Genomic DNA, 19,961 nt, shown 5'->3' with positions numbered 1-19,961 from the left:
AATAAAATGATAAAAGATATAATGAAAGATCCACTGTTTCTAGCACAGAAATCAACAGATGCAACAAAAGCAGATCAACAGGTAGTAGTTGATCTGTTAGATACACTAAGAGCTAATTTGGATCATTGTGTTGGAATGGCAGCAAATATGATCGGCGTTAAAAAGAACATTATCGTAGTAGCAGTTGGGCCATTTCAGTTTGCAATGATCAATCCGAAGATTACAAAGAAATCAGGCGTATTTGAGACAGAAGAAGGATGTTTATCTTTGGATGGAGTGAGACCTTGTAAGAGATATAAGGAGATAGAAGTAGATTATCTGGATCAGGATTTTAAAGAACAGCACGGAAAATATTCTGGATGGACAGCACAGATCATACAGCATGAAATTGATCATTGCAAGGGGATTGTGATATGATTGAGGAAAATAAAACAATGAATGAAATACCAATTTATACGATCATAAAAATAGAAGCGGAAGAAACAGAAATTCCAATGTTAACTTTTTATGTAAAAGAAGATTCTATGGATGAACCAGAAGAGATTTCAATGGAAGAATTAACAGCTTATGACAGGAATCTAGGGATTGGAGATCAGGTAATAATCGGTCCAGATGAAACTTTGTTTCCGCTAGATATGGCAGAGAATCTTGGAATGTTTGACGAAATCGATCCGTTAAGCCAGATGTCAGAAACAGATTCCAGACAATGGCAGATGGAATGGATGGATAATTATATGGATGTGTTAGAAGAACTGGAGGATTCTACAACTAGGGAACAAGCCAAAATTCATGAAAATAAATCCATTAAAAGCAGAAAAATTTATGGAGATGAATTATTTATGCAGAAATTACAGATAAAACAGAAAGCATGTTATATAGAGCAAAATGGTTCCGGTGGTCCGATCATTTTATGGGGAATGTACCCTCATCGTGGAAATGAAATAGCACATATGTGGGATTGTCTGATGGAGGCAGTCAATGATCAAGATTTTCTTTTCTGTGCATTTCAGGTAATAGATTGGAATGCTGATTTTTCTCCATGGAAGTCACCTGCTGCCTTTGGAGATGAAGATTTTAAAGGAAATGGTCCAAAGACTTTACAATGGTTAATGAATGATTTGATTCCAGAATTAAAAGCAGATTACGGGGTAGACAGAGAAATTTATCTGATCGGATATTCCCTTGCAGGATTGTTTGCTCTATGGGCAGCATATGAAACGGATATCTTCTCAGCAATTGCAAGCTGCTCCGGTTCTTTATGGTTCGAACAATGGGATGAATATGTGTTACATCATCAAATAAAGCATGAAAGCAATATCTACTTAAGCCTTGGAGGAAAAGAAGAAAAAACAAAGAATCCGGTCATGGCAAGAGTTGGAGATCGAACTAGAACACAGGAACGAATTTTGCGCAATGATCCTAAGGTAAAGCAAACAACATTAGAATTTAACAGCGGCGGGCATTTTGCTGATGCCCAAAAGAGATTAGCGAAAGCTGTCAAATGGTTGTTAGAATGTACTTAAATTTGCAGAACGTGCTTATGAAATGGGCAAATCAATATAATATACAAGTAGTTTGGAGAGGATTCCAATGAACAACAAAACCATAAACTATTACAACAAATACACAAAATCATTCATACAAACAACAAGATCCGTAGACTTTACAAACATACAAAATAAATTTTTATCTTATCTTCCATCGGGTGCATCAATTTTGGATTTTGGTTGCGGTTCTGGTCGTGATACAAAATATTTCCTAAAGCGAAACTATAATGTAACGGCGATTGACGGATCCGAAGAGATTTGTAAGGAAGCTTCAAAATATACAGGAATCAAAGTAAAACAAATGCTGTTTGAAGAATTAAATGACCAGAATATTTATGATGGAATCTGGGCATGTGCATCAATCCTTCATTTATCAACAAATGATCTTTTGCGTGTATTTCATAAGATGAACAAAGCATTAAAAGAAAATGGAATCATTTATACATCATTTAAGTATGGTGAATTCGAAGGGGAGAGAAATGGGCGTTATTTTACGGATTTTACAGAAGATTCATTGAAAGAATTTATCTTGCAAATCCCTCAATTACAGATCAAAGAAATATGGACAACAGGAGATGTCAGAGAAGGACGAGGTGATGAACGATGGTTGAATATCCTGATTTGCAAGGGAAAAATATCCTAGAAATTGAGCCAAAATATTATAACAATCTAAATATTGATGGATTTTCTAAAATGATGAAAAGTCCCTCCTATTGCTATAAATTTTACTGGCTGGAAGCGATCATACAGTTAATCTCTGAGGGAAAAACAGAATCGACATTTGATGAGATCATAGATGAGATGATCACAAATGCATGGTATTCTGAAAGAGAGTTCCATATTCACTTAAGTGGAATGCCACTGGATGGGCAGATCAAGGATGGATTGGAGAGAGCAGTCCTTTTGCTAACAGAACTCAGTGAGTTATCGGCGAATGCTTCGAAAGTAGAGATTAAAAACGCGATCAAGCAGTATAACAAGGAATTAAAAACGACGAAAGAACAGCTGACTCATATGGTTCCATACCGAGCATTAGCAGGCTTTTTTACGAGGAGTAATGAAAAAGTAAATTGGAATAGTGCGAATCGAATGACAGCGTATATTCAGAAATTCAATAAAGAAGTCTTAACTCTTCCATACATATTAGGAACAAACAGCAAGTTAAAAAAAGAAGTATATTTCCAACAAGACTGGATTAAGATGATCCAAGATCATACAGTCAATATTTTGGGTTGGATTCAATACGAAAAAGTAAAATGGCTGCAGAACAATAATCCAGAAGTCCCCGGTCTGGTATATAAATTAACTCCAACAGAAGAAAAGGTACGAAAGCTCAAAAAAGTAAGAGATCTCTGGCAAGATATCATGGAAGTTCAAGAAATCAGAGATGTCTTTACTGGACAACCTATGAAAGGAAAATACGATATTGACCATTTCATTCCATGGTCATTTGTTATGAACGATGAACTCTGGAATCTGATGCCAATGGATTCTTCTTTAAATTCATCGAAGAGCAATCGACTGCCAAAATGGACTCCATTTTTTCAAAATTTCGCTCAAAATCAATATCTGATGTATCAAATGATTTATGATGATATGGGAATCTATAACAGATTTAAGGGTTGTTATAAAGATAATCTTCATTCTATTTGGGCAGGACAAGAATTATATCGAAAAGGTAATTCAAAAGAGATGTTTTATAATATACTGGAAAAGAATATGATACCTGTATATGATTCCGCACGTCGACAGGGCTATGAAATATGGGATTATTCATAAGGATTATAAAAGGATAGAAGAATATGTGGTCAGAAAAGCAAAGAAAATATCAGAAGAATATATGTAGTAGATTGATGCTGGCTATTTTGTTACTCGCAAGTGTCATAACACTTACAGCATGTAGATCATCAAATATAAAAGAAACAACAAAACAAACAGATCATAAGGCAAAAAAATGGGAACCATTGGTGATAACAAAGCGAGAAAAAACTCAAGCACAAAAAGAAGTTAAGCAAATTTCAAACATTTGTCAAAACATAAAAATCAATGAGAATAAAGTTACAAAAAAAGACTTACAAACGCTATATGATACATTAACATCCAAAGGTTATCCAGTTGCCCAGATCGGGGAAGAAAAACATAGTACAAAAAATGCACCAGTAAAATTCAAACCATCCAAGACAAGTCATGGTGAGAAATTGAAAACATTTTATGAAAAAACAAAAGCTGGAAAACTAGCAACGATAACATTGTTACAGCAAAATACCTCCGGAGGATTTGCAAATATCCGATTACAAAGCAACAATGGAAAGACAGAAGGAATTTTGACAACGATTTATAAAGAAGATGGTAAATTTTCTATAAGTGAAATGGTAAAGTATCAAGTGAAAAAACTGGAATTGAATGAAAAAGATATTATGACTTTGGAATTTTACTTATCCGATCAAGCAGAATTACAGACGGATGGTACGATGGAATTTCAATGTAATTGAATTTAAATTTTCGCCATTTGTTGAATAGAAATGCATCAAACAGCAGATAATACCATCATAAAAATTTCCAAAGTAGAAAGGAACTTATATCATGGTATTAAAAGAGACAGAAAGAACAGCAATTGAAAACCTAAGAACACAGGAGGTGATATTAAGAACCTAAAACAATTGACAAATGTGATTAAGTGTGTTTAAATATACTCAAAGGAGAGTGCTATAATGAATACATCAAATATCACAAATTATAAGCCAAAAGATTTTGCTGAACTTTTAGGCGTATCTGTTAAGACATTACAACGTTGGGACAGAGAAGGAACTCTAAAAGCAAACCGAACTCCAACTAATAGACGATATTACACTTATGATCAGTATCTACAATTTAAAGGTATAAATACTGAAAATGATAAGCGTCAGGTAGTTATTTATGCTAGAGTGTCTACAAGAAATCAAAAAGATGATTTACTAAATCAAGTTGCATTTTTAAGACAATTTTGTAACGCAAAAGGAATTATTGTAGACCAGTGTATGGAAGATTATGGAAGTGGTCTTAATTACAACCGTAAAAAGTGGAACAAATTATTAGATGAAGTAATGGAACAAAAAATTAAAACCATAATAGTAACCCATAAAGATAGATTTATTAGATTTGGTTATGATTGGTTTGAAAAATTCTGCATGAAGTTTAATACGACTATAGTGGTAGTAAACAATGAGGAACTATCACCACAAGAAGAACTTGTGCAGGATATTGTTTCAATACTCCATGTATTCTCTTGTAGGCTGTATGGGCTTCGTAAGTATAAAAAACAAATAGAAAGGGATGAGGAAATTGCTAAAGAGCTTCAAGACAGAAATAAATCCAACAGAGGAACAGAAAGCCAAAATTCGTAAAACAATAGGAACTTGTAGATATATTTACAACTTCTACCTTGCTCATAATAAAGAGCTTTATAATAAAGGCGAAAAGTTTATGAGTAGTAACCAATTTAGAGTATGGCTTAACAATGAGTATCTTCCAAAGCATCCAGAATGTTTTTGGATGAAGGAAGCTTATTCAAAAGCAATAACACAAGCAGTAAATAATGGACAAGCCGCATTTATAAGATTTTTTAAACATCAGAGTAGTTTCCCTAGATTCAAAAAGAAGAATAGATCTGATGTGAAAATGTATTTTGTAAAGAACAATCCAAAAGATTGCCGTTGTCAAAGACACAGGATCAATATTCCATCACTTGGTTGGGTTCGCATTAAAGAAAAAGGATATATTCCAACAACAAAAGATGGATATGTAATTAAAAGCGGTCATGTGTCAATAAAAGCTGGTAGATACTATGTTTCAGCTCTTATAGAAATCCCAAATAACAAGATAGCTAATAGTTCTAATGAAGGAATTGGTATCGACCTAGGGATAAAGGATTTTGCTATTGTTTCCAATAGTAAAACTTATAAGAACATTAACAAATCAGTAAGATTAAAAAAACTTGGAAAACAACTTATTCGAGAACAGAGAAATCTTTCTCGAAAGTATGAAAATTTAAAGAAAGGAGAATCTACTCAAAAAGCAAATATACAAAAACAGAGGCTTAAAGTACAGAAACTTCATCATAGAATTGATAACATTCGTACTGATCACATCAATAAAACAATCGCAGAGATAGTGAAAACCAAACCATCTTATATAACGATTGAAGATTTAAATATATCAGGAATGATGAAGAACAAACATCTTTCAAAGGCAGTTGCTTCGCAGAAGTTTTATGAATTCAGAATAAAGCTTCAGGCGAAATGCAATGAAAACGGAATTGAACTTCGAGTTGTAGACAGATGGTATCCATCATCTAAAACCTGTCACTGTTGTGGAGCAATCAAGAAAAATTTAAAACTTTCAGATAGAATTTTCAAATGTGATTGTGGTTATACCGAAGATAGAGATTTCAATGCTGCACTTAATTTGAGAGATGCTACGACTTACGAAATTGCATAAATAAACGCAAACGTAGGTATGTACCGAAGGCTATTTCGGGAATTTACGACTATGGAGTGTACAAGAACTTGTGAGTAGATATGATTTCGGTCAATCCAAAGCATACACGATGAAATAGTAAGTAGAACTCATGAGAGTCTACATTATCTCGATGTGAGTATGTTTAATCACATTTTGAGTAGCAGATCAGATTGCATTATCACCGCAGTGTGGATTTGCGTCTGTGGAAGAAGGAAACTGCATTGATGAAGAAACTCAGTGGAAAAAAATTGATCTGTTAGTTTCATGTGCAGATTTTCTTGGATAAATAAGAATTGATCATAGATTAATAGGAAAATGAAAGGAAGACAGCTTATGGCATGATAGATGACACAAGCTGTCTTCTTTTTTATTGAATATTAAGAAGTCGAAACCGTAAATTTTATGTTATGATAAGATAAGAAGCATAAAAAGCTTTTGAATGTATATTTCTTTGCTTTATTTTAATTAAGAAAAGAACGGTCGAAAATGAAGAAAGTGAGCATGCCAACGATCATAAAGATTCGTTGTATAGCTGTATATTTTATTACGCTTTTCATTGCGATCAGCTGCGGTTATTTTTTGAATCAAAATATGACAAAAGAGGAAAAATTACAAGCCGCTTATACGGCTGAATCAACAGTGAATCGAGTAGAATCTCAGCTGAATAAATATTTGGAAGTTTCTAATTTCCTGAAAAATATTGTAAAATCTGGTCATGAGATGAAAAGCGAGGAATTCGTTTCTTTGGCAAAGTTATTACCGAATGATGCCAATGTTATAAAAGCAGTGGAGTTAGCAAAAGATGGGGTTGTGACAAAGGTTTATCCATTGAAGGGAAATAAAGAAGCCGTTGGCCTTGATATGCTGAGAAATCCTGAGAGAAAATATGAAGCAAAGTTAGCAATGAAAAGTGGACAGTATACAATTGCAGGTCCTTATGAATTGAAGCAGGGTGGTCTAGGTGCCTTATTATTTGATCCTATTTATACAAAAGATTCCAAAGGGAAGAAAAAGTTTTGGGGATTTTCAATTTCAGTAATTAACTGGGATAAATTTATTGAGGAAGTTAAAATTGACAGATTAAGTGATGTTTCCTATTGTTATCAAATTTGGAAACAGAAGCATAGTGCGAATGAAAAAAGTATCATTGCACATGGAAAAGAAAAATTGCCGAAGAATGCATTGAAAGTTACCTGTATTGTTCCAAATGATACATGGTATTTTGAAATCGCTCCACAAAAAGGATGGATAACGACAACTCAAAAATTTATTACCTTTTTGATTTCGTTTCTTTTAGGAATTTTGACAATGATCACCTGTTGGCAATTGGAAATAAAGCGATATAAAGAAATACAATATTCGGAGAAAATTCGAAAATCCGCGGAAGAAGCTAGAATTGCCAACGAAGCAAAAACACGATTTCTCTTCAATATGAGTCATGATATTCGTACACCAATGAATGCGATTGTTGGATTTTCCAACCTCTTGGAAAAAAATATAAAGAATGAAGAAAAAAGCAGAGAATATATTAAAAAGATCCAGTCATCTGGTAATATTCTTTTGACAATTATTAATCAGATCCTTGAGATGACTCGAATTGAAAGCGGAAAGACCACGTTAAATACGGAACTGATGAATATTAGAGAAGCCGTTAATTCGATGAATACAGTTTTTGAACCGATCGTTTATGAGAAAGATCTGAATTATAATTGCAATATTCATATCAAACATGATGATATCTTATGTGATAAAACAAAAATTGAAGAGATTGTTCTGAATATTGTTGGAAATTCTATGAAATATACACGACAATATGGAAATATTACATTATCGATTGAGGAAGGAAGTTCAGAAAAGGAAGGGACCGCTTGCTATTCTATTATTGTAGAAGATAATGGAATTGGTATGAGTAAAGATTATCTTCCTCATATATTTGAAGAATTTTCCAGGGAACATACAACAACGGAGATCAAAGTTGCCGGTACTGGTCTTGGATTGCCGATTGTGAAATCTCTTGTTGAATTGATGGGTGGAACCATTGAAGTTGAGAGTAAAGTGGATGTAGGAACCAAATTTGTTATTCATCTATCCTTCCAACTTCCAACGACAGAACAATTGTCAATGAAACAGGAAACAAAAAAGCAGGGAATTCCAGAAAAATTAAAAGGAAAGAGAATTTTGCTTGCGGGAGATAATCTTTTAAATGCGGAAATTGCAGTAACAATTCTTACAGAATATGGAATTCAGGTAAAACATGTGGAAGATGGTATTATGTGTATTGCCGAATTGCAAAAAAAGCCAGATCAATATTATGATGCGGTTCTGATGGATGTTCAGATGCCAAATATGGACGGATATTCGGCTACAAAAATCATTCGAACGCTCAAGGGTGCAAAAGCACAGATTCCTATCATTGCTATCACGGCCAATGTCTATGAAGAAGATAAGAAACAAGCATATGAGGCTGGAATAAATGGCTTTATCGCAAAGCCATTTGAAGTTGATAAAATTCTAAAAACATTAAATGAATTCATTTGATATTTGGATATAAGGATAATGTTGACAATGTGTCAGAAAATAGATATAATGCAAGTGTTGACACAGTGTCAAAATAAAAAACAATAGATGATCAGAAAGAAAAAGGGGCTTAAATAAATAGAAAAGGTCTTTGGATTAAGAAAGGAGTTCTTTGCTGTGAAAATGAAAAAACTGATCTCGATTCTTTTGTTAGGTATTTTTGTATCTGGATTGCTTGTAGGATGCAGTTCCTCATCTTCTGATAAAAAGAATGGTGCTGCTACATCGATAAAAGAATCTAAAAAAGACAATGTCAATAGTTTTAATAAGACAAATGCACAAAATGGTAAGAAAGGAAAAACGCTTATTGTTTATTATTCAGCAACGGGAAATACAAAAAAGGTAGCGAAGGAAATAGCTAAGAAAACCAATGGAGTATTGTTTGAATTACAACCTGCAAAGAAATACACAACAGAAGATCTTGATTATAATAATCCCAAAAGTCGTGTCTGTAAGGAACATGATCATGTAAATTTGCAGGATGTGAAGTTATCTGAAACTACGGTAAAAGACTTTAAAAAAGCAAAAGTTGTGATTCTAGGTTATCCAATTTGGTGGGGCAAAGCTGCATGGCCTGTAAATAATTTTGTGAAAAATAATGATTTCACAGGAAAAACAGTGATTCCATTTTGTACATCAGCTTCATCAGAAATTGGTGATAGTGGTAAAAAACTTTCACAAATGGCAGGAACAGGAAAATGGCAGGAAGGAAAAAGATTCTCATCCGATGCATCAGAGGAAGAAATACAAGACTGGATAAAAAGTTTAAATTTAGAATAGAATTAGAATGATATCAGTAGCAGGAAAGTAGATGAAAATCAAATTTCCTGCTGTTTTTTTATGACTATAATTATTTTTAAAAACTTCTAAATTTCTATTGTATTTGCCATTTTTATGTAGCATAATAAAAATATATGAAAAATGCATAATAATGTAATGGGAAAAGGAAAGGAGAAAGAGAATGAAAAAAATAGTAATGTCATTCGTAGCAGTTTTATGCTGTATTGTTCTTGCAATGCCTGTGCAGGTAACTTGGGCGGCTACATCTAAACAAACAGAATCAATTTTGTGTGAGACAGATGTAAAAACAGCATCTGCAAATTGTAGTTTGGTCGGCGTTGAGGGAGCTTATATAAAGCAGACGAAAGCTATTTTAAGTAAGATTAATAGTATGCGAAAACAAGCTTGTGAAAATGGAGTTCCAAATCCAGAGAACCCAGATGTAAAATTAACAAGCAATGATTATCGTCCAGTAAAATGGTCTAAAGACCTTGGATCTAGTGCAAAAATTCGTGCTGCAGAATTATCTCTTGTATGGGGTTATGTACGTCCAAATGGAAAAATATGGAGTGATGTATGGAGTGGTTCAAAGAATAAAGTAAAAAGTTCTAGAGAGTTAATTGCTAAGGGAAGTTTTTCAGATGCTTTGGAACAATGGGAAGCTCAAAAAGATTCCAATTATTCACAATTGATCAATCCAAAAAATCTCTATGTAGGAGTTGGAACTTTTACCAACAGTGAAACGAAAAAAAATACAACATCTATTGAATTTTCTACAGAAGATACAAATACAAATGATATAACAGATGATCCAGCAAAGGATGCAAATAATAGCAGTGTAAAAGGTGTTCAGAAAATTGAATTAGAAAAAGACTTGATTTTATGTTCTGTTTCCTTAGATAAAAATACAGCGGAAATCAAGGATAAAAAAATAAAAGCAAAAGTAGTAGCTCAAGTAAATAATAACGATAAAAGAAAAATTGTCTTTTTAGAAAAATCAAATATTAAATGGAATTCTTCAGATACTGATGTTGCTACAGTACAAGATACTTCGACACAAGATGCTTCTAATAAATTTTACAATCTTAGCGGAAAAGTAACCATTAAGAATGCAGGTGGCTGTGATATTGAATTCAAAAAAGGAGACGATATTAAAGCATCAGCGTATTTAAGAGTAACACATACTCATAAATGGGATAATGGTAAGGTTGTTACCCCAGCAACTTGTGAAAAACCTGGAAAAACCGTTTATACTTGTACTGTTTGCGGACAGACAAGAACAGATGAAACAGTTCCACGAAAAACAGGACATAAACATACAGAAATTAAAGGTGCAAAATCAGCAACTTGTGAAAAAGAAGGGTATACTGGAGATACTTATTGCAAAGATTGCGGGAAAAAGATTGCTGATGGAGAAAAAATTCCAGCGACTGGACATCAATGGAGTGAAAAAGTTATCGTTCCTGCAACAGAAAATAAACAGGGAAAAGCAACATATACTTGTACGGTATGTGGAAAAACAGAAACAAGAGTCATTCCGGCTACTGGAACAGATGGCAGAAAAACAGAACTTAGAAATCAAAAAGACCCAACATGTGAAACAGAAGGATATACTGGAGACACTTATTATGTAGGTGGAGATAAAAAATTAGCCAGTGGAGAAAAAATCCCAGCCAAAGGTCATTCATGGGATGCTGGAAAAGTTACAACAGAAGCAAAATGCGAGCAAGATGGAGTAAGAACATTTACTTGTACGGTATGTGGAAAAACAAGAACAGAAGCAATTCCAGCGACTGGACATAAAGAGACAGAAATTAAAAATGTAAAAGAAGCAACATGCGAAGAAGCTGGATATACTGGAGATACTTGCTGTAAAGCGTGTGGTAAAGTATTAAAACAGGGAGAAACAATTCCAGCCAAAGGTCATTCATGGGATGCTGGAAAGATTACAAAAGAAGCAAAATGTGAGGAAAAAGGAACAAAAACTTATACTTGCTCCGTATGTGGAAAGACAAAAACGGAAGACATTCCAGCAACTGGTCATCAGAACAAACAGATTAAAAACCAGAAAGCTCCAACCTGTGAAGAAGCTGGATATACCGGAGATACTTATTGCACAGACTGTGGAAAAGAACTTGTACAGGGACAAACAATTCCTGCAACTGGTCACACATGGAATAATGGAATTGTTACAAAAAAAGCAACAACAAAAACAGCAGGGGTTAAAACATATGCTTGTATATCTTGTGGAAAAACAAAAACAGTAACCATCCCTATCATCAAAGAAAAGAATGTGACAATTTCCGGACATGTTTACAAACTGAAAGGATCAGAAGCAAGCTTTATTCAGGCAAAGAAAGATGCAGCATCTGTTACCATTCCTTCTACAGTAAAAGCAGATGGAATTACTTATAAAGTAACATCGATTGCGAAAAAAGCATTTAATGGAAATAAGAAATTAACAAAGGTAACAATTGGGGCGAATGTAAAGAGTATTTCTACAGATGCTTTCTATAAGTGCCCAGCATTAAAGAGTGTTGATATTAAAACTGTCTTACTCAAAAAAGGAAAAGCTAGCAAAAAATGCTTCAATAAAGTAAATAAAAAACTTACTTTAACAGTACCGAAAAAAGTAAAGAAAACATATCAGGCAATCTTTAAAGGATTAAGAGTAAAATAGGAATTTAAAGATTGACAAGTATAGGAGAGATATTTTCTGATATAATATCTCTCCTTTTTTCTGTACCTGAAACATTTTAAACGTTAGAAGTTTGTTCTAGACGATAGGAAGCCATTATGATAGAATCAAAAGAATGAGATAAAAGAATGACAAACAAAGGAGAAGAAATGGCAAAAGATAGTGCCCATACTGTTGGTAGTTGCTATGATAGCACTTATGTTGACGGGATGTGGAGGAAAAACAGTAACCACGAAGAATACAGGCAGTTCGAAATACAGAGTCTGTATGATTACGGACGCGGGAGACATCACAGATCAGTCATTTAATCAGACAACATATGAAGCCTGCAGAGATTATTGTAAATCCAAACATATTGATTTTACTTATAAAAAGCCGGATAGTGATACCGATTATGCCAGAACAGCGATGGTAGATGTAGCGGTAGCAGAAGGTTATAATATTATCGTTATGCCAGGGTATGTTTTTGCACAGACAGTGATAGATACAAAAATATCCAGATATTAAATTTATGGTTCTTGATATGAGTGCCAGTGATATTGGTGCGGCAGCTGTGGGAAATGCTTATTACAAAAATCCAAACGCATATGATGTATCAAAATATTATAATACAAAAAATACTTACTTGGCAATTTATCAGGAGGCAATTCCTGGATATCTTGCAGGATATACAGCAGTGAAGCTTGGATACCGTCATCTCGGATTCCTTGGAGGACAGGCTGTGCCTGGAGTTATGAGGTATGGTTACGGTTATATACAAGGAATTAATGCGGCAGCAAAGGAGATGGGAATCACAGATAAAGTGACTGTTGAGTATGCATATGGGGGACAATTTTATGGCTCCACAGAGATTACAGCAGCGATGGACACATGGTATAGCAATGGAACAGAAGTTGTGTTTGCTTGTGGTGGAGGAATCTTTACTTCTGCAGCAGAGGCAGCGGCAAAAGTTGGAGGAAAGATCATTGGTGTAGATTCCGATCAATCACCAATCATTGATTCTTATGGAAAAGGAATGACCATTACATCATTTCTCTGTTAGTGCTGGCCGTTTCCTCTAAGAAATCGAGAGCACCAAAAGCAGAAGGAATTCCTTACGATAAGGGACAAAGATAAAGGAGAAAATACGATGGGAATTGTAGTCATTGGAGATGTATTTATTGATGTGAAGGGGTATTCCACATCCCCATATATTCCATATGGAAGAAACGCCGGAACAATTGTACAAATTCACGGTGGAGTCGGAAGAAATGTAGTGGAAGACATCGCAAATGTGGAGCTGGAGCCGACATTTATTAGTTTGGTGGACAATGATGCAATGGGAGAAGATGTCATTCAGAAATTGAATCGCCATAAAGTGGATACCCACTATATGAAAAAAGTGGAAAATGGAATGGGAACATGGCTTGCGGTTTTTGATCATGAAGGAGATGTCGTTGCATCCATTTCGAAAAGACCAGATCATAGACCGATTGAACAAATCCTTGATGAGCATGGAGATGAAATTTTTAAAGATGCAGATAGTATTGTAATCGAGATTGATATTGACAAAGAAATTGTGAAAAAAACATTTCATTATGCAGAGAAATATCATAAGAAAGTTTATGCAATTGTATCCAATATGAGTATTGCGATTGAAAGAAGAGATTTTATTAGAAGAACGGCATGTTTTGTATGCAATCAGCAGGAAGCAGGAATTCTTTTTTCAGAAGACTATGAAAATATGACAGCAGAGGAAATGTCTGAAATTCTTCTGGAGCGTATTCATTCTGCAAAAATTCCACAGATGGTAGTGACGATGGGTGGAAAAGGTGCTGTTTACGCAGATGAGAATGGACAAAAAGGTGTTTACCCGGCACTTAAAGTAGATGTCGTTGATACAACAGGAGCTGGAGATGCCTTTTTTGCTGGAGTATGCATTGGATTTACTTATGGAAAATCTTTACGTGAAGCCTGTGGAATCGGCACCAGACTTGCGTCAACCGTTATTTGTACATCAGAAAATATTTGTCCGAGATTTATGCCGGAAGAGTTCGGACTTGCGAGGTAGTAAAAAATGGAAAGTATTATTATTGGGATTGCCGGAGGATCTGGATCTGGTAAATCTACATTTACAAACAGAATAAAAAAATATTTTGGAGATGATGTAGCGGTAATTTATCATGATAATTATTACCGCAGACAGGATGGAATTCCATTTGAAAAACGTGTAACAGTCAATTATGATCACCCAGACTCTTTCGAAACAGATCTTCTTGTGGAGCATTTAAAACAACTGAAAGCTGGAAAAACGATTGAATGTCCAGTCTATGATTATAGTCAGCACAATCGATCCTCAGAAGTGCTTCATATTGAACCAAGACCAGTCATTCTTGTGGAGGGTATTTTACTTTTAGCAGATCCAAGAATTCGTGAGCTTTTGGATATTAAAGTATATGTAGAAGCAGATGCAGATGAGAGAATTTTAAGACGTATCTCCAGAGACGTGGAGGAACGTGGAAGAGACTTAAATGGAATCATTCAACAGTATCTGACTACAGTAAAACCAATGCATTATTTGTATGTGGAACCTACAAGAGCAAAAGCAGACATTGTAATAAACAGTGGAAAGAATGATGTAGCATTTGATCTATTTGTGTCAAAGATTGGACAGCTATTGGAAAATCTAGGTTAACGGATTGGTTTAAATGAAGTTTATAGCTAATCCATAGATCATCAAAAATAGAAAGAAGAAAATAAAAAATGATAGATAAGTTAATGATTTATGAAATTAAAGGAATAGAGAAGGATCTTCTGGAAGAAGGAAACATTCCGATGCTGACAATATATTTGGAAGATCAGGAGGGAATGGAAGAAATTATTTCTATGGAAGAGTCGTTAATGTATGAAAGACAACTCCAAAAAGGTTCAAAAGTTGTAATTGGGCCGGATGGAAATTTGTTTCCGCTTTCTATGGCCGAGAATCTTGGAATGTTAGATGAGGAACAGGAGATTCCTGGGATTTGTTTACAACAACAGGGAAACTGGCAAGCCGAATGGATGGAAAATTATATGGATGCATTGGAAGAGATGGATGATTTATTAAAGCCACAATAAGAGATTTCTTTGTTGGGTAATCGTGATAAACTGTTTCTGTCATTGCGAATCTATTTGATTTTCAGATATATAAATTTATTGGCAGTATCTTAAATATTTTTATCTAACTATGAGATAGCAACACAGATAAAAGTTAGCAGGAGAAAAGGAGGTATTTATGAACATAGGAGCAACAGAAGTAAGTCCAAGAGCAATCCAGTGGGCAGCAGAGAAAAAATTTAAAGGTGGTTATTATTGCTGTGAAGCTCTGATGAGTGCAATCAGAGAAGAATTCAAACTGGACGTTCCGGAAGAAGTAATCGCAATGGCATCTGGGATGGCAGTGGGAGCTGGGAAATCTGGTTGCGCATGTGGCGCATTTAACGGAGGAATCCTTGCACTTGGAATGTTTTTTGGTAGAACTGAGCAGAATGGACCGACAGATCCAAAGAGTATCAAATGTATGGAACTAACACATGAACTTCATGACTGGTTTAAGAAAGCAAATGGCAAAAACGCAATCTGTTGCCGCATTCTGACAAAAGAATTTAATATGGGACTGGGACAACATAAAGAACAGTGTATCTATTTTACCGGATTATGTGCATGGAAAGTAGCTCAGATCGTCTGTCGTGAGCTAGGTATCAAAAATCTGGATGAGATTGATGAACCAGCAGAGAGACGTACAATTGTAGAAATATAATGAAAATATTTGATACTATCAGTGTATGAAAGATAAGATAACTGCCATTTTTACTGTGAAGGGCGGCTGCTTACGATGTACTGATTCGAGACAGGAAAGGATAAGACAACAATGAAAGACATAATTAAAAAAATCCCTATTCCGCTGTGTGGTGTAATGCTTGGCCTGGCGGCACTGGGAAATCTGTTACAAAGTTACTCAGAGGGAATTCGTTATATCTGCGGAATCCTAGCAGCATTTTTGCTGGTACTTGTTTTGTTGAAATTAATCATATTCCATCAAATGGTCCAAAAAGATATGAATAATCCTATCATGGCAAGTGTATGCGGGACATTTCCTATGGCACTGATGCTTCTTAGTGTTTATGTAAAGCCATTTATTGGAAAAGGAGCTTATTTTATCTGGCTTCTTGCCATTTGTCTGCATGTGATGCTGATTATATATTTTACAGCAAAATTTCTGCTGAAATTACAGATGACGAAAGTTTTTGCAAGTTATTTTATTGTGTATGTTGGAATTGTAGTGGCATCTGTTACAGCTCCTGCTTATGAGAAAGCCGCATCTATCGGAACTGCAGCATTCTGGTTTGGATTTATTACATTGGTGATGCTTCTAGTTCTGATAACTTACAGATATGTGAAATTTAAAGAAGTACCGGATCCGGCGAAACCACTGATCTGCATTTATGCAGCACCGACAAGTCTTTGTATTGCAGGATATGTACAGTCTGTAACTCCGAAGTCTTATAAATTTTTGATTGGCATGATGATAGTTGCAACGGTAATTTACATTTTTGCACTGGTAAAAGCCGTTACATATTTGAAAATGCCATTCTATCCAAGTTATGCGGCATTTACATTCCCATTTGTGATCAGTGCCATTGCATCGAAACAAACAATGGCATGTGTTGCAAATATGGGACGCCCGATACCATTTTTAAAGTATGTGGTTCTGATTGAAACTGTGCTTGCAGTTATCTTTGTAGTTTATACGTTTTTACGCTATATGGGATTTTTATTTGGCGGAGAAAAATAATATTTGAATCAAGAAGAGAGTCCTCTAGTTTTAATACTGGAGGATTCTTTCTTATTGACATATTTTCTCATAAACATTATAATCATTTCATATAAAACAGATAGGATAAATAAAAAAGGAGAAAAGGAAATGGCATACGATATCAGACATGAACATCATAATTCACAGGCACATCAGGAAACAACAATACCAGAACATCATCATCGAGCAATTATCGGTTTTGACAAAAATGGAATTCCGAAAGTATTAGTACCGGCAGATGTCCATTCCCATACTCATGTAGATGAGAATGGAAATGTAATTGAGCATACTCATGAAGACAGTATAACGGCAGATTATATGCAGGCAGTGGCAGCTTACAGAAAAACTTTCCCGTCTAAACAAGATGTAATTGATAATACTCCTGATCCAGCAGTAAAAGAAATGATCTTAAGAGCAGAACAGCTTGGAATTAATACAGTTTTTGATCGTTTTGACGCACAGCAGCCTCAGTGTTCCTTTGGCTTGAGCGGTTCATGTTGCAGAATCTGTACAATGGGTCCATGTCGTATCACACCAAAGAGTCCAAGAGGAGTCTGTGGTGCTGATGTCGATCTGATCGTTTCGAGACAGTTATTGCGTGGAGCTGCTGCTGGTGCTGCACAGCACGGTATGCATGCAAGAGAGGTCATCCTTTCTCTAAAATGGGCAGCAGAAGGAAAACTGGATGTTCCGATCGTAGGAGAATACAAGATCCGTACCATGGCAGAGGCCTTTGGAATCAAGATTAAAAATCGTCAATTAAAGAATATCACGATTGATCTTTGTGATGCATTACTGGAAGATTTATCTAGAACGGAGCCAGGCGAATACAAAACGATTACGGCCTGTGCACCTCCAGAACGACAGAAAGTATGGAAAGATATGGATATTCTTCCGATCAGTGCATACCATGAGGTTTTTGAAGCATACCATACCAGTGGATGTGCGACAGGTGGTGACTGGAAGAGTATTATGAAACAGTTTTTACGCTGTGGCCTTGCATTTACGTTCAGTGGAGTTGTCGGTACCTCTATTGCAACAGATTCTCTTCTTGGTGTTGGTGACCGAACCACTGCAAAGACAAATGTGGGGGCTTTGAAAGAAGGATATGTTAATATTGCAGTTCACGGACACTTACCAGTGCTTGTGAAAGAAATCGTAAAAACCGGATACAGTGAAAAATTCCAGAAAATGGCGAAAGATGCAGGAGCAAAAGGTATTCAGTTCTATGGAATCTGCTGTTCAGGACTTTCTGCGATGTATCGTTATGCAGGTGTTATTCCGCTTTCCAATGCAGTCAGTGCGGAAATGGTTATCGGAACAGGAGCGCTGGATCTTTGGGTAGCAGATGTACAGGAAGTTTATCCGTCTATTATGGATGTAGCAAAATGTTTCAAAACAACAGTTGTAACGACACACGATTCAGGACGTCTTCCAGGTGCAGAACATATTGGTTATGATCATAATCACACAAATATTTCCGAAACACATGAAATTGCAGAGAAGATCGTAACACGCGCGATCGAAAGTTTCCAGGCAAGAAGAGGAATCCCGGTAGTGATCCCTCCATATGAAGTAGAAGCTGAAGTCGGTTTCTCTGTAGAATATGTATGTAAGAGATTTGGAAGTATGAAGCCGTTAGCAGATGCTTTAAAAGAAGGCAAAATTCTTGGTATCGTAAATATGGTCGGATGTAATAATCCAAAAGTTATGTATGAAAAAGCCATTTGTGATGTAGCAGATGTTCTGCTGAAGAATAATGTACTGATCTTGACAAATGGATGCGCTTCTTTCCCATTAATGAAAATGGGATATTGTCAGACATCTGAACTTGCATACAGTAGAGTTGGCGACAATCTGAAAGAATTCCTTGGAGATGATTTACCGCCGGTATGGCATGTTGGCGAATGTATTGATAATGCCAGATCTTCAGGTATTTTTGCTGGTGTTGCAGGTGCAGCAGGACATAAATTATATGAAATGCCATATGCATTTACTTCTCCAGAATGGTCTAATGAAAAAGGTATTGATGCAGCACTTGGTTTCCGCCTGATGGGTATTAATTCTTATCACTGCGTAGAGGCACAGATCCATGCATCTCAGAACGTTATGGAATTCTTGAAAGATTCTACAAAAGAAACTTTAGGCTCTGTAATGTATGTAGATGTAGATCCGGTAGCTCTTGGCGAGAAGATGGTAGAAGATATAAAAGCAAAACGTAAAGCGTTGGGATGGGATTGATTACTAAAATCATTATTTGATCATTAATTAAATAAAAAACAGGCAGGTCTTTATTTACTTTTATAAAGACTTGCCTTTTGCTTTACAAAAACAGGAGTCGTAAGAAGCTTTTTTACCATCTGAAAAAACGGATGCGTAGTACAAAAAATCAGATTTGATCTAAGCGAAAGAATTAAAATATGAATAATAAATTAATAGAAAGTGGTGATTTTTATGGTCAAACAGTTTGAGATGGATTATCAAAAAGCAGCAAATTATTGGATAGAAAAAGATAAAAATTCAAAGCATATGGAGCGAGAAGCATTATTGTCCCATATAGAAGATTTTTTAAAGGAACATAATACATGTGCACTTGCGACTGGATTTGGTGATTTTGTAAGATGTACACCAATTGAGTATCATTATATTCAAGGTGCCTTTTATATTTTTTCAGAAGGAGGACAAAAATTCCTGGCACTTTCTAAAAATAAAAATGTATCATTAGCTGTTTTTGATCATTATGAAGGCTTTGGAAAACTTGGGGGATTGCAGGTGATGGGTGTGGCAGAAATTCTCAAACCTTTTGGTGAAGAATATAATAAATTCCTTGATTATAAAAAGTTATCCAAAGAAGCAATGAAAAAGTTACCGACTCCTATCCATTTAATAAAAATTGTGCCAAAAGAAATGGATTATTTAAATGCAAAATTAAAAAATCTTGGATATGATGCTAGACAACATATAAAGTTTGAATCATAGTCTTAATTTAAAAATTCCCGGAAGATTTTCCGGGAATTTTTTAGGAAAT

At 35.2% G+C, this 19,961-nt stretch carries 19 protein-coding genes; all 19 read left to right on the top strand.

Translation table 11 applies throughout. The annotated features are described in order from the left end of the window. The first annotated feature begins 6 nt into the window (after window positions 1-6). Window positions 7-417: a peptide deformylase gene (locus tag KQI71_RS10860; protein ID WP_008390971.1), complete on the top strand. Its 411-nt coding sequence runs from the start codon at window positions 7-9 to the stop codon at window positions 415-417. After that, the gene (locus KQI71_RS12605; RefSeq protein ID WP_253288050.1) at window positions 414-1,523 is read left to right on the top strand and encodes an alpha/beta hydrolase; all 1,110 of its coding nucleotides are present in this window, start codon (window positions 414-416) and stop codon (window positions 1,521-1,523) included. The genes KQI71_RS10860 and KQI71_RS12605 overlap by 4 nt, the downstream gene beginning before the upstream one ends. 67 nt (window positions 1,524-1,590) lie before the next feature. Further along, window positions 1,591-2,190, top strand: a complete 600-nt coding sequence (locus KQI71_RS10845; RefSeq protein ID WP_118627998.1) for a class I SAM-dependent methyltransferase — start codon at window positions 1,591-1,593, stop codon at window positions 2,188-2,190. Then, the gene (locus KQI71_RS12600; protein WP_253288049.1) at window positions 2,151-3,326 is read left to right on the top strand and encodes an HNH endonuclease domain-containing protein; all 1,176 of its coding nucleotides are present in this window, start codon (window positions 2,151-2,153) and stop codon (window positions 3,324-3,326) included. The genes KQI71_RS10845 and KQI71_RS12600 overlap by 40 nt, the downstream gene beginning before the upstream one ends. Window positions 3,327-3,349: 23 nt before the next feature. Next, on the top strand, window positions 3,350-4,039 hold the full coding sequence (locus KQI71_RS10835) for a DUF6070 family protein (protein WP_216436151.1): 690 nt from the start codon (window positions 3,350-3,352) through the stop codon (window positions 4,037-4,039). Window positions 4,040-4,273: 234 nt separating this feature from the next. Then, window positions 4,274-4,930, top strand: coding sequence for an IS607 family transposase (locus KQI71_RS10830; protein WP_216436157.1), 657 nt, complete (start codon window positions 4,274-4,276; stop codon window positions 4,928-4,930). After that, window positions 4,860-6,023 carry an RNA-guided endonuclease InsQ/TnpB family protein gene (locus KQI71_RS10825; protein ID WP_216436150.1) on the top strand — a complete coding sequence of 388 codons (1,164 nt, stop codon included), beginning with the start codon at window positions 4,860-4,862 and terminating at the stop codon, window positions 6,021-6,023. Before KQI71_RS10830 ends, KQI71_RS10825 begins: the two co-directional genes overlap by 71 nt. 507 nt (window positions 6,024-6,530) lie before the next feature. After that, window positions 6,531-8,582, top strand: a complete 2,052-nt coding sequence (locus KQI71_RS10820) for an ATP-binding protein (RefSeq protein WP_216436149.1) — start codon at window positions 6,531-6,533, stop codon at window positions 8,580-8,582. Window positions 8,583-8,744: 162 nt separating this feature from the next. After that, window positions 8,745-9,401 carry a flavodoxin gene (locus tag KQI71_RS10815; protein WP_253288052.1) on the top strand — a complete coding sequence of 219 codons (657 nt, stop codon included), beginning with the start codon at window positions 8,745-8,747 and terminating at the stop codon, window positions 9,399-9,401. Window positions 9,402-9,582: 181 nt separating this feature from the next. Further along, complete coding sequence (locus KQI71_RS10810; RefSeq protein WP_216436147.1) at window positions 9,583-12,081, top strand: leucine-rich repeat protein; 2,499 nt, start codon at window positions 9,583-9,585, stop codon at window positions 12,079-12,081. Between the two features lie 204 nt (window positions 12,082-12,285). After that, on the top strand, window positions 12,286-12,606 hold the full coding sequence (locus KQI71_RS12910; protein WP_330655403.1) for a BMP family ABC transporter substrate-binding protein: 321 nt from the start codon (window positions 12,286-12,288) through the stop codon (window positions 12,604-12,606). A gap of 4 nt (window positions 12,607-12,610) precedes the next feature. Further along, on the top strand, window positions 12,611-13,141 hold the full coding sequence (locus KQI71_RS12905; protein ID WP_330655402.1) for a BMP family lipoprotein: 531 nt from the start codon (window positions 12,611-12,613) through the stop codon (window positions 13,139-13,141). Window positions 13,142-13,228: 87 nt separating this feature from the next. Then, window positions 13,229-14,149, top strand: a complete 921-nt coding sequence (locus tag KQI71_RS10800) for a carbohydrate kinase family protein (protein ID WP_216436146.1) — start codon at window positions 13,229-13,231, stop codon at window positions 14,147-14,149. Between the two features lie 6 nt (window positions 14,150-14,155). After that, on the top strand, window positions 14,156-14,773 hold the full coding sequence (udk, locus tag KQI71_RS10795; RefSeq protein ID WP_216436145.1) for a uridine kinase: 618 nt from the start codon (window positions 14,156-14,158) through the stop codon (window positions 14,771-14,773). Between the two features lie 68 nt (window positions 14,774-14,841). Next, window positions 14,842-15,195, top strand: a complete 354-nt coding sequence (locus KQI71_RS10790; protein WP_216436143.1) for a hypothetical protein — start codon at window positions 14,842-14,844, stop codon at window positions 15,193-15,195. 157 nt (window positions 15,196-15,352) lie between these two features. Next, on the top strand, window positions 15,353-15,877 hold the full coding sequence (locus tag KQI71_RS10785) for a C-GCAxxG-C-C family protein (RefSeq protein ID WP_216436141.1): 525 nt from the start codon (window positions 15,353-15,355) through the stop codon (window positions 15,875-15,877). A gap of 111 nt (window positions 15,878-15,988) precedes the next feature. Continuing rightward, a complete protein-coding gene (locus tag KQI71_RS10780; RefSeq protein ID WP_216436139.1) occupies window positions 15,989-16,912 on the top strand; it encodes a TDT family transporter in 924 nt (307 codons plus the stop codon). Window positions 16,913-17,041: 129 nt separating this feature from the next. After that, window positions 17,042-19,174 carry a carbon monoxide dehydrogenase gene (locus KQI71_RS10775; RefSeq protein ID WP_216436137.1) on the top strand — a complete coding sequence of 711 codons (2,133 nt, stop codon included), beginning with the start codon at window positions 17,042-17,044 and terminating at the stop codon, window positions 19,172-19,174. A 213-nt stretch (window positions 19,175-19,387) separates the two neighbouring features. After that, window positions 19,388-19,912 carry a pyridoxamine 5'-phosphate oxidase family protein gene (locus KQI71_RS10770; protein WP_253288047.1) on the top strand — a complete coding sequence of 175 codons (525 nt, stop codon included), beginning with the start codon at window positions 19,388-19,390 and terminating at the stop codon, window positions 19,910-19,912. Window positions 19,913-19,961: the final 49 nt, after the last annotated feature.

Origin of the sequence: Anaerostipes sp. MSJ-23, assembly GCF_018918155.1 — a bacterium.
In the GTDB taxonomy this organism is placed as follows: domain Bacteria; phylum Bacillota; class Clostridia; order Lachnospirales; family Lachnospiraceae; genus Anaerostipes.
Note: the sequence above shows the minus strand (reverse complement) of the source record. Positions and strands in the feature narration are given on the sequence as shown.

What these genes read in the sequence shown, in the direction of transcription:
- KQI71_RS10825 (WP_216436150.1), top strand. Translation starts at nt 4,860, where the DNA reads ATGAGGAAATTGCTAAAGAGCTTCAAGACAGAAATAAATCCAACAGAG.
- udk (WP_216436145.1), top strand. Translation starts at nt 14,156, where the DNA reads ATGGAAAGTATTATTATTGGGATTGCCGGAGGATCTGGATCTGGTAAA.
- KQI71_RS12605 (WP_253288050.1), top strand. Translation starts at nt 414, where the DNA reads ATGATTGAGGAAAATAAAACAATGAATGAAATACCAATTTATACGATC.
- KQI71_RS10810 (WP_216436147.1), top strand. Translation starts at nt 9,583, where the DNA reads ATGAAAAAAATAGTAATGTCATTCGTAGCAGTTTTATGCTGTATTGTT.
- KQI71_RS10775 (WP_216436137.1), top strand. Translation starts at nt 17,042, where the DNA reads ATGGCATACGATATCAGACATGAACATCATAATTCACAGGCACATCAG.
- KQI71_RS10835 (WP_216436151.1), top strand. Translation starts at nt 3,350, where the DNA reads ATGTGGTCAGAAAAGCAAAGAAAATATCAGAAGAATATATGTAGTAGA.
- KQI71_RS12600 (WP_253288049.1), top strand. Translation starts at nt 2,151, where the DNA reads ATGGTTGAATATCCTGATTTGCAAGGGAAAAATATCCTAGAAATTGAG.
- KQI71_RS10845 (WP_118627998.1), top strand. Translation starts at nt 1,591, where the DNA reads ATGAACAACAAAACCATAAACTATTACAACAAATACACAAAATCATTC.
- KQI71_RS12910 (WP_330655403.1), top strand. Translation starts at nt 12,286, where the DNA reads ATGATAGCACTTATGTTGACGGGATGTGGAGGAAAAACAGTAACCACG.
- KQI71_RS10820 (WP_216436149.1), top strand. Translation starts at nt 6,531, where the DNA reads ATGAAGAAAGTGAGCATGCCAACGATCATAAAGATTCGTTGTATAGCT.
- KQI71_RS10860 (WP_008390971.1), top strand. Translation starts at nt 7, where the DNA reads ATGATAAAAGATATAATGAAAGATCCACTGTTTCTAGCACAGAAATCA.
- KQI71_RS10770 (WP_253288047.1), top strand. Translation starts at nt 19,388, where the DNA reads ATGGTCAAACAGTTTGAGATGGATTATCAAAAAGCAGCAAATTATTGG.
- KQI71_RS10800 (WP_216436146.1), top strand. Translation starts at nt 13,229, where the DNA reads ATGGGAATTGTAGTCATTGGAGATGTATTTATTGATGTGAAGGGGTAT.
- KQI71_RS10790 (WP_216436143.1), top strand. Translation starts at nt 14,842, where the DNA reads ATGATAGATAAGTTAATGATTTATGAAATTAAAGGAATAGAGAAGGAT.
- KQI71_RS10780 (WP_216436139.1), top strand. Translation starts at nt 15,989, where the DNA reads ATGAAAGACATAATTAAAAAAATCCCTATTCCGCTGTGTGGTGTAATG.
- KQI71_RS12905 (WP_330655402.1), top strand. Translation starts at nt 12,611, where the DNA reads ATGGTTCTTGATATGAGTGCCAGTGATATTGGTGCGGCAGCTGTGGGA.
- KQI71_RS10815 (WP_253288052.1), top strand. Translation starts at nt 8,745, where the DNA reads ATGAAAAAACTGATCTCGATTCTTTTGTTAGGTATTTTTGTATCTGGA.
- KQI71_RS10785 (WP_216436141.1), top strand. Translation starts at nt 15,353, where the DNA reads ATGAACATAGGAGCAACAGAAGTAAGTCCAAGAGCAATCCAGTGGGCA.